Genomic DNA, 12,140 nt, shown 5'->3' on the forward strand with positions numbered 1-12,140 from the left:
AGGCTTCTTTCATTTCTTATTCAGGTGAAGCTTTTCCGCACCTGAATGAATGATCGTGGCTTCAGCGTTAATTTCTGTCAGCAAATCCTTTGTAAGTTCGAGTTCTCCTGCCTCGTTTGTGAATTCTCTCCATTTTTCAGGGTCTTTTCTATACAGGCTGTGTGATAGGTTGTAGATATCGGCACCTATTTCGACACCTTTTTCAAACGTACGTCTGATATGGCCTTCCACCACTTTTTCGGTGTTTTCAATCAGGAACTGTTCGTCTACCTCTTCCGTAATCTCGATAACCGTTGCTGTCACAGCCAATTCAATGGAAAAAGCAACAGAATCACCGGTAATCTCAGGCACTACTTTTAGTTTAGGATCAGTAACAATCTCTGTGACAACAGGCCTGTCATTCTTACGAAGAATAGTCGCATTTCTTCCGGCTTCATCATCAATATAAACCAACCCGTTAATGTCTGCTCCTGCAAGACTGCCTTTGTAGGAATCTTTTGTTAGAAAGCCTGCCTTGTTTAAGCTGAGGTTATTTCCGTAATCCAGCGGGTCGTACCATTTTTTTCGGACGATGTTGACAGACGGGAGGCTGACAGTTCTTCCCGGTTCGTACAGTTCAGCTTCAAAACGACTTTTACGAATAGGTTGGACCCGTGAACTTTGCTCATAACTTTCGCCAGGTTCGCCTAAAAAAGAGTAGAGAATGCTTGTCTGCATAACAGGGAAGGTTCCTAAAATTTCGTTTACAGGGTCTGAAGTAATAAACATCCATAGGGTGGGCCTGATTTCATAGTACCTGGAAAAGTCATCGAGTACATTTTTAAAGGCTTCCCCCATTACCCGTTCATGAAAGACAACGGAAGAAAGGTGCCCCCAATAAATTCTCCGTTGTGTTGACACGTATAAATTATGAATTGCTGCCACCACCGACTCCCCTGTTCCTTTGGCAATACTCACATTTTCATGCTGGTTACCAATAGTTCCTCCACTGTCCCCATCTTCCCCCCCTCCGGCAAAGTTAATAATCTGTCCATAGACAACATATTTTTCATCTACATAATCTACACCAATGGAGTGGATGTAGTACTGTCCTTCCAGTTCTTTTGAATCCCAGCATCCCCCCAGTGTGAGACAAGAGAGGCAGAGGAGAAGAACGTTTGTGATGATTCTCAGCTTCATTGTGATTTTCCCTGCCTTTCATCATCATCCGTATGGAGAATAGCAGGTCTTTTCGTCTGTATTTTCCTGGGAATTCTTAAAATACTTGATAGCCATTCTCTCGCCCTGAAAGGTCCAAGTGGTGCCATATACGGAATTGAATAGGAGCGCAGATTACTCACATACAGCAGGATAAAAAAGGCACTGATAAAAAAGCCGAACAGGCCCAGCGCAGCGGAACTTAGCAGAACAAAGAAACGCAAAATGGTTATTGTTCCCTGCAATGCCTGGCTGACGAGAGTAAAGGTAGCTACTGCAGAAGTGGCTACGATAACAACCATGGCAGGGTTGGTCAGGCCTGCATTAATCGCAGCATCCCCTATAATTAACCCACCTACAACGGCGAGTATTTGCCCAATAGCCAGGGGAAGGCGCAGTCCGGCTTCGCGGAATAATTCAAAGAGGCTAACAAGAACGAAGGCTTCCAAAGCTGTCGGTAAAGGGACTCCCTGCCGCGTTTCAGCGACACTTGCCAATAAAATAAACGGAACCTGGTCCTGATGAAAGGCCGATAAGGCAACCCAAAATCCAGGAAGAAAAGTGGCCACCGACAGACCTGCAATTCTCAGCACCCTCTCGAGACTGTTGTAATGCCAGCTGTACTCTGCATCTTCAGCTGTTTTTAAGAATAAGGTGATGGTCACAGGTGCCACAACAGCCTGGGGAATACCGTTAATAAACATCACGAATCTTCCCCTCAGCAATGCGTCACACACGTAGTCAGGTCTTCCGGAATTCTGATACATAGGAAACAGTCTGAAAGAGGATTCAGTAAGCAATTCTTCAAGCTGTTGAGAGTTTAAAATAGCGTCAGTTTCGATTTCTTCAAGAGACTTACGAATGTGTTCGATCATTTGAGGTCTCGCTATATCCTTCATGTACAGGAGGGCGACTTTTGTTTGACTTCTTTCTCCAATAACAAACATTTCACATGACAAGGAAGTTGTTTTAAGCCTTTTGCGAACGAGTGCAAGGTTTATGTCAAGTTCCTCAATAAAGCCGTCTCTTGGCCCCACTACAGATATTTCATTGTTGGGCTGCTCTGGACGGCGTTGGGGGCGTTGTGAGATTTCGATCGTGTAGACTTCTCCGCTGTTTTTCTCAAAAAGGATTAGATCACCGTTAAACGCACTGTCTATAACCTGATTCATGCCGGTTATCCTTTTAAACGTTGAGTTTTTCCTGTATGTCTCCAGGCTTTTTTCATTTAATAGGTGGGTTTCAATGGTAGGAATAACGGTTTTGTTCAGTAATTCGAGATTTGTAAGTCCTTTTGTATAGATTAACAGGACCTGGGAAGAAGGCTGTTCATTAAATTGATAATCTTCCACTACAACATCGCTGCAATGCTTAAATGCTTTTCTGAGTTTTTCCTCCGACACAGCATGATCATTTTCATGAGGAAGGGTCGGATTTGTTTTGTTCTCAGGTTGCGTTTTTTTTCTTTTTTTGAAAAAAATCATTTCTTGGCACCTCCTTTCGTTTTAATCAGGGTAATCATGAGCAGGAGCAGGGAACTGCAAAACAAAAAAGCCAGCGAGAAAGGAAGGAAGTATGTCTGCATAAACTTTATAAACTGCATATCTGAAAAAGGTAAATAGAGGGAACAAACAATAATCACAGAGAGAAAAGCAAGCCCGATTACCCGGTTCTTACCAGGTTTTATGTCGAGCAGGTCCACGACAATAAACAACATCAGCGAAATCCTAATAAACGCCCCTGAAAGCCATTGGTAAATAGAGAGAAAATCCACGTGTTCAATATAGCGGCCCATCGTTACAAGGCCCCATTGCTGATAGGCAGGGAAACGAAGCTGCTTCATCTGCTCTACACCGAATGCAGCGATACCCCCGGTGAGGGGGCCAAAGGAGAGACCGCCTAATAAAATGACGATCAATGCCACTTGCCAATATTTATAACGGAATTTTACACGGTGCTGGATTAGAAGGAGGAGAAAAAGCTCTGCCAGTCCTGCGCCTGGATAAATCATTCCCCGAATGACTGGCTGGAAGCCATGTTCCAATACAGGGGTTAATAAGGAGTAATCTTTCACCGGTATATTAACAGATGCGACAAAAATGCCAAATATAATGATGATTGGCAACAGGAGAATGTTTAAAATCGCCAATGTCCGGATGTTGGTAACAGCTGTGCAGAAGCACAATAGGATGTAAGTGATTACAAGGATGAGCTTCGGTGTCTCCGGTAAATACGAAACTTTTGTCCAGGTGACCAGGTCATTCAGAGTGACAGCTGCGAGGGAAAGTAAAAAGAGGATAAGGACGAATACCACGATATTTGCTGTGACACTGCCGGCATGATCAATTAACCATTTGTATATATTCTTTTGATTGCTCTTTTTATTTATAAAGACAATAATATACACCCACAGGAGTGCAATAGCGTTTGCAAGGATTATTGATATCCAACCGTCTCTTCCTGCGGTTTCTACTAATGGCGGAAGAATAATGACGTGGTTTAGAAGCCCTATTGAAGTGATGAAAAGAGCCAGGGTATGAAAAACATTTATTCGTTCATTTTTTCCATGCATGGTTAGACCCCATTTAGTGTTATTACTTGTAGCATCTACTGTAAGTACACAAATATGCATATTTTGGAATAAAAGCTGTTAACCAATGAAAGAGGTCAAATGGTGTAAATGTACCTGTAAGTCTGGGATTTTAAGGTTTATTGGGGAGTAGTCATCATGGTCTGTAGGAAAAGAGGGGTTTTTGAAGAAAACAGAATTGGAGTCTAACGAAATATATTTACCCTAAGCGAAGAGCAGTTGGTTATGTTCCCGATAGAAGGAGTATGTCTGTATAAACATACAGCAGGCTGTCCCTGAGGTTGTTGGCCTTTTGGGACAGCCTGTTGCTGTGCAATGTGGTTATTCACATGTGAATAACTAAAGTGAGGAGGATCGAGTCGATGTTCCTTTCAGGAGGTTTTCTTTTGAGAGGAGGTTCTCAAATCCTTCTCTAAGTCTGATGATCGCAGATTCCTTCCATTCTTTTTCTTTAGGGTAGTATAAGTCTCTGAACGAATCAAAAATCCTCTGTGCGTCTTTTTCTTTTTCCGCTCCATACCAATAGAGCTGGTTTTCATTTATGACTGCTTTCATTACATTCAGCTGGTCGTCCATTCCTTCACCCATTGTTCCAATTTCAAACAGGCCGGTAATAAGGGAGCGCTCCGGGTAATATTCCATCGCTCTCCTGTAAAAGAATTGTTTGATTCTCCTACACCGTCTTCCTTGCCGTTCTTTTGAACATTCTTTATGCCATAAAAATCACTTACTTCCGGCTCACTGCGGTCGTCATAGGCGGATATGACGTAAGTCAGCTCCTGCGTTGGTCCAAGTCCTGTATGAAGGTCTACGTGGACAATATGCTCGAAGTGTCTAAGGACCTCATCCTGAATGTCCATCATAACTTTACTGGAATCCTCGTAACCGGCTCCACCGTAGTAAACACCTTTTTCAAACTGGTACTGTCCCTTGGATTTGGCACTTTTCACGCCTTTATAGCCTTCTTTTATCAGGTTTTTAAGCAATTTTGAATGAATTTTCGTATTTTGCTTAGTCAAATCGTCAATTTCACCTGCAGGGTTATATAAGTCCGCGTTTTTTTTATAGTCTTCGTTAAATGTTGCAGGATGGTTTAACCAGTCTCGAATATAGTTGCGGTTCAAATCAATGTTGTTTTCGGTAACTCTCCGCCAATGTCTCATCCCCCAAGGGTTTATGCCGTGAACAAAGTAGACACCTGTCGTTTCAGGGTTCAGCTTGTGCAGATACTCTTCGAAAAACATTTGAAGAGCAGCTGCCCCTGTATATCCTTCAATGCCGTGTTCTCCTGTAGTAATGAATACAACATTTTCATTACGTTCTATGGCTTCAGATTTAATAACATCAATCGTATTGTCTTCTTTATTACCGATGGGGTAGGAGTGGAGTCCGGCCTGTGGCCAGAATTCCTTTATGTTCGACAGACTCTCTCTGAATCTCATTCTGGAATGCTCGTAAGTATCTGAAAAATAGTGAAGCATAAACAGACACCTCCTAATAGGGTTCTATTTTCCGCTCTACCTCTCGCGACTCTATATAAAACCTAAAAGGAGGGCAAGCAGAGAATTGCATACCTTTATCTTAATTCGATAGCCTTTCCTATCTGTTTTATTATTACTTTTTTTAAAAAATAGGTAAGAATAACAAGAACAAAGAGAGTAGACGCAGGGAGGTATACAAATGCCTGAAGGTCCGGAAATCAGAATTGCTCCCGTTCGTGTGGCTCTTACTCCCTCTCCGGTGTTGGATATTTCCTTCTCTTTCGAGGCTCTTCAAGTCTATGAAAATTGTTCTTAGAGGTGCACGGGTGAGACCGGTAGATACTAAGGGCAAGGCAATGCTTATAAGGTTTGATAATGGCTATACCATCTATTCTCATAACCAGCTCTACGGTAAATGGATGATTAGCAACGCTTATCAATACCCAAGAACAAATCGCCAGCTTCGACTCGCTATTCACAATGAAAAGAAATCGGCATTGCTTTACAGTGCCTCCGATATTGACGTTTTACGAGATGAAGAGGTTCCCGCTCATCCTTTTGTAAGCAGGGCAGGTCCTGATATATTAAGCGAAAAAGTTGCAACCGTGGATCTTTATCATCGTTTTTGCTCAAAATCCTTCGTCGCTCGACGGTGGTCGGGGCTTCTTTTGGACCAGGCTTTTATTGCGGGAATTGGTAATTAATTGCGAGTAAAATCCTTTCTGCCCAAAGATTCCTCCCTCTTTTCGACCTAAGGACTGGACAGACTTGCAGTTAAGGACTGCATCACATGCAGTCATCGATTTAATGACACATTCCTACGATACAGGTGGGATTACGACATATTTGGATCTCGTTAAAAAGCTCAAGCATAAAGGCCTTACCATAGGGAATTATCGTCATGGGGTTTTTACCGTGAAGATCAGTCTTGTCGTATATGCGGTACTGAAATCAGTAAGATTATTGCCAGTTCAAGACGATTTTATTTTTGTCCGGAATGCCAGTCATAATTGAAGATAGTTCTTGCCTAAACCAAATACGGTGATAAACAGAAGACTTTATTTCCAATTAACGTAAGTTCGAGAGGAGGCTTACTCCCCACAGAAGTAATGTATACAATTTTGTATACAAGTAAACAAAAAGTACACAGCGTGTATACAAATATATTTACAAGTATACAAAATTGTGTACATGTTGTCATTTCAAGGTGTATACGGGTTTGTACACTTGTATACACTTTTGTGCACAAGTGTACAAAAATGAATACAACTAAAGGATCATTGACGTTTCAAGTAACCTGCTATACTCTTTAATATAAATGGTACAAGTTACTATTTTTTACCTTATAACTCTATTTATTTTTATGAAGGGATGATGAAATTGAGTAAATCAAGAATTGCTGCAGTTGATGTGGGGAACGACTCCGTTAAAGCATTATTTGGGAAGGCGGATGCTGAATACTACATACCAAACGTCATTGCAAGAGATGTTGAAGATCGTCCTGTTATTGGCATCGAAGAACTGGATGAAAAAGATCCATTGGACGGCATCCATATTCGTGTTCACTCACCTGCGCTGGCAGAAAATAACGTTATTTACCGTGTTGGAAATCTTGCAACAAAAGCAGACAATGCTACTGAACTTGACCCGGGAAGCAGTAAATCTGAGGAAGACCAGACACTCGTCATGCTTTTTGCATCATTAGCTCTTGATGCTGTAAATGATCAAAATAAAGATCGTTTCAAAAAGAATAACAACGTAGTTGAAGCAAACTACACGCTTGGGACAGGGCTGCCTTTACGTGAAGTAAAAGAAGGAAAAGACGTAGGCTACCGTTCGCAGCTTTTAAGTTCTGTTCACCAGGTGGAGTTTTTAGTAACGCCTAAATATCAAGGGATTAAAGTAAACATCAAGTTTGATGAAGTAAAAGTTTATCCTGAAGGGTTTGCTGCTTACATTAATCTTGTAATGGACAAAGACTTAAACATTATCAATCGTGACTTGATAGACAAGCAGATTCTTATTCAGGACATTGGCGGACTATCCACAGATATTGCTGTGATTCGTAATCGCAACGTTGACGACGACAAAGCACAAGGATTTAACATCGGTGTATCCGAATCTCTTGAACAAATTCGCGAAGAGATCCGCTCCAAGCACGGGGTAGAATTGGACAGCCGCCGTGATGTGGTGGATATTCTGACGAAGAAAAACGACCGTAATCACATTATGGTAAAAGGAAGCCGCACAAGCGTTCACGATATTACAGACCGCATTCTTGTTGAACTGGCTAAAAAGCAGTACCGCCATCTTCGTAATGTATGGGCGAAAAACTCTCAGACAGAGATCTGCTATTTTGTCGGCGGAGGCGCAATGGTACTGAAGGATTACCTGAAAACACTTAACAACAATCTTGATGGTTACAACATCGACTTCTTTGAAGATGAAAAGGAAAGCATCTGGATGATGGCCAATGCTTACTATAAACTCATCTCAGACTCTGTTCGTAAGCAGCAAAAAGCGGAAGAGAAAAAGGGCAAAGAAGAGAAAAAAGCAGTAAAAAACTAACCGGGTGATTCCATGGCTAAAAAGGGGACAAGCGGAATAGAAAGAGGGCAGGCGATTACTTTTCGGCTGCCTTCCGATACACCTGACCATCTAATAAAACAGTTACAAGAGTTGAAAGAAACAGAGAAAAGAAATTTTTCAAGCAAGATTGCACAGTTCGCGCTTGAAGGGGTTAGCCAGTCGCTTCAGAAAGAACGGGAAACGATTACGATCCCCTTGCCGAAAGGGTTGAGCAAAGAACAGCGGAACTGGATTAAACATGCCCATTCCGAAGCCCTTCTCGGTAATATCGTCTATCAGCTGCTTGCAGACCCGATGAGAGCTTCGTCAGTGCTGGCTTCTCTTAACAGCAGTTCGCTGGATATAGACGAGGCTCTCTACCTTCAGGAAGGACCGTCACAGCGTTTTGAGCATTCATACAGTCAAATGCCTGCAGAAGAAAGTTCAAATCAATCTGAGGAGCACTCAAACCGTATGAATAAATCCGAATTTGATGACCAGCTGGACAACTTTGACTGGGGGCAAGCACAGGCAGAGCAGGCTTCTTCATCAGAAACGGAGAAAGAGCCTGAAGAGGAAGATGCAGATGATTTGCTCGGAGGATTTCTGGACCGGATGAATCGTTAAGCGGGTGCCTGTCACCACCCGGATCCTGTCGAAACCATAGGACTTTTCCACACCAGGATAGAAAAAGACCTATGAATACGACAAAATTCGGGGAGTGACAGGCACCAACGAACCAACCAGCCATGGAGCAGAATATGCGTCCATGGCTCTTTTTTTTGTGGAGATGGAGTATTTCGGTCTAAACGTAGAATATAAGTGAATAAGTGTAAAAAAACGAAAGCTATCCGTAATAACAATAGATTGTGCGTAGATTCATTAATAGGAGCTAGCCACAATGTCATTCCCTACCGCGGTCATGGGCAGATAGACTGTTATTGTGTTTGAATTTTCAAAATTTAAGGAAATTTGGTCTATTGGCAAGTTTATCCTGTTCACCGAAACTAGAATAGTAGATTACTATTTCGGATTTCTAAATGTTGAACAGGAGGGTGTATATGAAGAAAGGTCTTGTTGCTTTTTTAGCTTCATTAATGGTGTTAACTGTGCCGATGGGGTTCAGCGGAAGTTCACTGGGTTCAGGGCAGACTGTCTATGCGGAGGCGCCGGGTGAATCAGGATCGGCCTTTGACAAAAGAATTACCCAGAGGTTTGATACAGATCGTGTGATGGATCATATTTATTATCTTACTGAAGAGATCGGTCCAAGGGTGGCAGGAACAGAGGAGGAAAAAGAAACCGCTGCCTACATCCAGGATCAGTTAGAAGAGTATGGGTATGACGTTTCAACCCAGGAGTTTGATATTGCCAACCGTCTCTCAGGAACGCTGATCAGCGGGGAGGACGAGTTTGCAATCCGGATTTCACCAGGCTCTGCTTCAACAGGTGAAGAAGGGGTCTTAGGGGAGATCGTTTACTCCGGTTTAGGTCTTGAAGGTGACTTTCCTGCAGAGGTGGATGGAAACATTGCGCTGATTCAACGAGGAGAGATTCCTTTTTGGGATAAAGTTAATCGTGCCCAGGAGGCTGGGGCTGCCGGGGTAATCATTTTTGATAACGCAGAAGCCCTTGTGCCGCCTACACCAAGCCTGGGAGCTAACCAAGCCGATGTTCCGGTGGTAGGTATTACGAAAGCCGATGGAGAACGCCTTCTTGAGGAAAACATGACCGCTGTCATTACGATCAGCGAGGTGACCGATCAGGTATCACAAAATGTCATTGCTGTAAAAGAACCTAAAGGTAAAAAGTCAAACGATGCTGAAATTGTGTATGCAACTGCCCATTACGACAGTGTTCCTTACTCCCCTGGTGCCAGCGACAATGCATCGGGAACAGGGGTAGTGCTTGAGCTGGCCAGAATTATGGCCCCTTATCCGACAGAAAAAGAAATCCGCTTTGTTTTTGTGGGGGCAGAGGAAATCGGGCTTGTAGGATCACGTTATTATGTCAGCCAGCTGAGTGAAGGTGAGATTGCCCGTAGTGCGGCAAACTTCAACTTGGATATGGTGGGCACGAACTGGGAGCCGGCAACGAGTCTGTATGTAAATGTTGTAGATGGAGCGCCGAACCAGGTTTGGCAGTCTGCCAGTGGCGCAGCAGAAAGGCTGGGGAATGATTCTCTTATTTTATTTGAACGAGGGGCTTCCGATCATGTCGCTTTCTATGAAGCTGGAATAGATGCTGCGAACTTTATAAGAAGAGAGCCTGGAACCGCTGCTCTCGAGCCGTGGTATCATACCCCGTTTGATACGATTGATAAAATCAGTGAGAGCCGCTTACAGGAAGGCGGCCAGCTGATTGGTGCAGCGATCTATGACTTTGCCCGGAAAGAACATCCTGGAAAAGGGAAGTCGGAAAACAGAAGAGCAACTGTATCAGGTGCCTATCTCCTGAACGAAGATCAAACTGCGCCTGAAGCAAGGTAACAGCGTAATGTATTAAACCGCCCTGGTTTTTGACCGGGCGGTTTTTTACTATGATGAAAATTACTTGGCCGCCGGCTGAAATTTTAAATAGAAAAAAGACCTATGAATACGACAAAGTTCGGGGAGTGACAGGCACCCGCAGCATATGCGTCCATGACTTTTTTGCAGGGATGAAGTGTTTTGGCCTAACTGTAAAAACCGTTAAAATAAGTGTAAAAAAACAAGGTAGAAGCGTAAAAAAGTTCCTGCTAAGTGTAGAATACCTCCTGATAAGTGTAAAAAACAGAAACCTATCCGTAAAAAAGGCTGACCTAAAAAGTTAAAAATCCTTTTAGGTCAACCTATTCTGAAAGAATTATGAAGCTAAGCTTGATGCGCTGTCTTCCTGCTTTTCTTTTCTATGAACGTAAATCTGTCTGATGTACCAGGCAAGAACAAAGCTTGTGAGTGTCAGGCCAATTGCGAGAGAAGGCTGGTATGCCATACCGAAACCTTCCGGTGCGTAAAAAATGTACGTACAAACGACACTCGTCATAAACATAGCGGGTATGCCGCAGATCCAATGAAACTTGAAATGTTTAAGAAGATACATCGTTGCTGTCCAGAGCATAACCGTAGCAACAACCTGGTTTGTCCACCCTACATAGCGCCACAGGAATGTGTAGTCGATTGTAGCAAGATAAATAGCCGGGACAGTAACCGGAATCGTCGCAAATACGACTTTCTTTTTGCCGGAAATACCTTTAAATGACTTGCCTAAAAACTCAGTCAGCATCATTCGTGATGAACGAAGGGCTGTATCACCAGTCGTAATTGGAAGAATGATAACACCGAGAATAGCAAGGATACCGCCGATCGTTCCAAGTAAGGAAGTAGAGATCTCGTTGACTACACCTGCTGGTCCTCCGGCTGCCAATGCACTTTCCAGTCCGACTGTGCTTCCGAAGAATGTCATACCTGCAGCTGCCCAGATGAGGGCGATAATTCCTTCGGCTACCATGGCACCGTAAAATACTTTACGTCCATCCGATTCCTTTTTTATTGTCCGGGCAATAATCGGGCTTTGAGTACTGTGAAAACCGGAAATCGCACCGCAGGAAATCGTCACCATTAAGAGCGGCCATAACGGCAGCGATTCAGGATGCAGGTTCGTCATTGTCAGATTTGGTATCGGCTGATTTGTAAACAGCAGCGCACCGGCAATAGCCACTGCCATGAAGATAAGGATTGCGCCGAAAACAGGATAAATCTTACCGATAATTTTGTTGACCGGAAGGACTGCTGCAATCAGGAAATAAGCAAAGATAAACCCTAAAGCAGCAAGGAAACTTAGTGGTGTCAGCTCCGCGATCAACTGTGCCGGACCAGCGGTGAAAGCTGCTGCTACTAAAATCATCAGTATAATTGAAATAATATAAATAAAGACTCTTACGTATTTTCCAAGATACCGCCCTACGATTGTGGGATACTGCTCGCCATTGTGGCGAAGTGACAGCATTCCGGAAAAGTAGTCATGAACCGCACCTGCAAACAGACAGCCGACTACAATCCAGATAAAGGCTACCGGCCCATAAAGGGCACCGAGAATCGCCCCGAAAATAGGCCCAAGCCCTGCGATATTAAGCAGCTGAATCAAACTGCCTTTCCACCAGCTCATAGGGACGTAATCCATGCCGTCACGGCTTTTATATGCCGGTGTTTCGTTCCGGTCGTTGATTCCGAAGATTCGCTCGACCACTTTTGAGTAAACCATATAACCAAAAACAAGCAGTAAAATTGAAACGATGAATGTCATCATGGTGTCTGACCCTCCTT

General features: G+C 43.3%; 10 protein-coding genes and 1 pseudogene. 6 read left to right on the top strand and 5 right to left on the bottom strand.

All coding sequences use genetic code 11. The annotated features are described in order from the left end of the window. Positions 1-9: 9 nt before the first annotated feature. The 4 genes and pseudogenes from JSY36_RS06740 to JSY36_RS06760 all read right to left on the bottom strand — a co-directional run bounded on the left by JSY36_RS06740 (position 10) and on the right by JSY36_RS06760 (position 5,268). Complete coding sequence (locus JSY36_RS06740; RefSeq protein WP_205165807.1) at positions 10-1,179, bottom strand: Ger(x)C family spore germination protein; 1,170 nt, start codon at positions 1,177-1,179, stop codon at positions 10-12. Further along, on the bottom strand, positions 1,176-2,681 hold the full coding sequence (locus JSY36_RS06745; RefSeq protein WP_205165808.1) for a spore germination protein: 1,506 nt from the start codon (positions 2,679-2,681) through the stop codon (positions 1,176-1,178). The genes JSY36_RS06740 and JSY36_RS06745 overlap by 4 nt, the downstream gene beginning before the upstream one ends. Further along, on the bottom strand, positions 2,678-3,769 hold the full coding sequence (locus JSY36_RS06750; protein WP_205165809.1) for a GerAB/ArcD/ProY family transporter: 1,092 nt from the start codon (positions 3,767-3,769) through the stop codon (positions 2,678-2,680). Before JSY36_RS06750 ends, JSY36_RS06745 begins: the two co-directional genes overlap by 4 nt. Before the next feature lie 357 nt (positions 3,770-4,126). After that, positions 4,127-5,268 (bottom strand): annotated as a pseudogene (locus tag JSY36_RS06760) (M14 family metallopeptidase). Positions 5,269-5,594: 326 nt separating this feature from the next. Here JSY36_RS06760 and JSY36_RS20425 point away from each other — a divergent pair. From JSY36_RS20425 to JSY36_RS06785, 6 genes are all read left to right on the top strand, one after another. Beyond that, on the top strand, positions 5,595-5,972 hold the full coding sequence (locus JSY36_RS20425) for a hypothetical protein (protein ID WP_236784647.1): 378 nt from the start codon (positions 5,595-5,597) through the stop codon (positions 5,970-5,972). A 258-nt stretch (positions 5,973-6,230) separates the two neighbouring features. Beyond that, positions 6,231-6,278, top strand: a complete 48-nt coding sequence (locus JSY36_RS20820; RefSeq protein WP_336511459.1) for a hypothetical protein — start codon at positions 6,231-6,233, stop codon at positions 6,276-6,278. Positions 6,279-6,648: 370 nt separating this feature from the next. Beyond that, the gene (locus JSY36_RS06770; RefSeq protein WP_122899851.1) at positions 6,649-7,836 is read left to right on the top strand and encodes a ParM/StbA family protein; all 1,188 of its coding nucleotides are present in this window, start codon (positions 6,649-6,651) and stop codon (positions 7,834-7,836) included. Positions 7,837-7,848: 12 nt separating this feature from the next. Continuing rightward, entirely contained in the window at positions 7,849-8,463 is a 615-nt protein-coding gene (locus tag JSY36_RS06775; protein WP_205165811.1) for a hypothetical protein, read from the top strand. Between the two features lie 434 nt (positions 8,464-8,897). After that, on the top strand, positions 8,898-10,325 hold the full coding sequence (locus JSY36_RS06780; RefSeq protein ID WP_205165812.1) for a M28 family peptidase: 1,428 nt from the start codon (positions 8,898-8,900) through the stop codon (positions 10,323-10,325). A 50-nt stretch (positions 10,326-10,375) separates the two neighbouring features. Next, positions 10,376-10,648 (top strand): hypothetical protein, encoded by a 273-nt coding sequence (locus JSY36_RS06785; RefSeq protein WP_205165813.1) that lies wholly within the window; start codon positions 10,376-10,378, stop codon positions 10,646-10,648. A 32-nt stretch (positions 10,649-10,680) separates the two neighbouring features. Here JSY36_RS06785 and JSY36_RS06790 read toward each other — a convergent pair whose 3' ends face one another. Further along, positions 10,681-12,123, bottom strand: a complete 1,443-nt coding sequence (locus tag JSY36_RS06790) for a carbon starvation CstA family protein (protein ID WP_122899846.1) — start codon at positions 12,121-12,123, stop codon at positions 10,681-10,683. Positions 12,124-12,140: the final 17 nt, after the last annotated feature.

Origin of the sequence: Alteribacter salitolerans (assembly GCF_016901055.1) — a bacterium.
Classification (GTDB): Bacteria; Bacillota; Bacilli; order Bacillales; family Salisediminibacteriaceae; genus Alteribacter; species Alteribacter keqinensis.

Excerpts from the sequence above, each read along its gene's own strand:
- JSY36_RS06740 (WP_205165807.1), bottom strand. The coding sequence starts at position 1,179 with ATGAAGCTGAGAATCATCACAAACGTTCTTCTCCTCTGCCTCTCTTGT.
- JSY36_RS06745 (WP_205165808.1), bottom strand. The coding sequence starts at position 2,681 with ATGATTTTTTTCAAAAAAAGAAAAAAAACGCAACCTGAGAACAAAACA.
- JSY36_RS06750 (WP_205165809.1), bottom strand. The coding sequence starts at position 3,769 with ATGCATGGAAAAAATGAACGAATAAATGTTTTTCATACCCTGGCTCTT.
- JSY36_RS06775 (WP_205165811.1), top strand. The coding sequence starts at position 7,849 with ATGGCTAAAAAGGGGACAAGCGGAATAGAAAGAGGGCAGGCGATTACT.
- JSY36_RS06780 (WP_205165812.1), top strand. The coding sequence starts at position 8,898 with ATGAAGAAAGGTCTTGTTGCTTTTTTAGCTTCATTAATGGTGTTAACT.
- JSY36_RS06785 (WP_205165813.1), top strand. The coding sequence starts at position 10,376 with ATGATGAAAATTACTTGGCCGCCGGCTGAAATTTTAAATAGAAAAAAG.
- JSY36_RS06790 (WP_122899846.1), bottom strand. The coding sequence starts at position 12,123 with ATGATGACATTCATCGTTTCAATTTTACTGCTTGTTTTTGGTTATATG.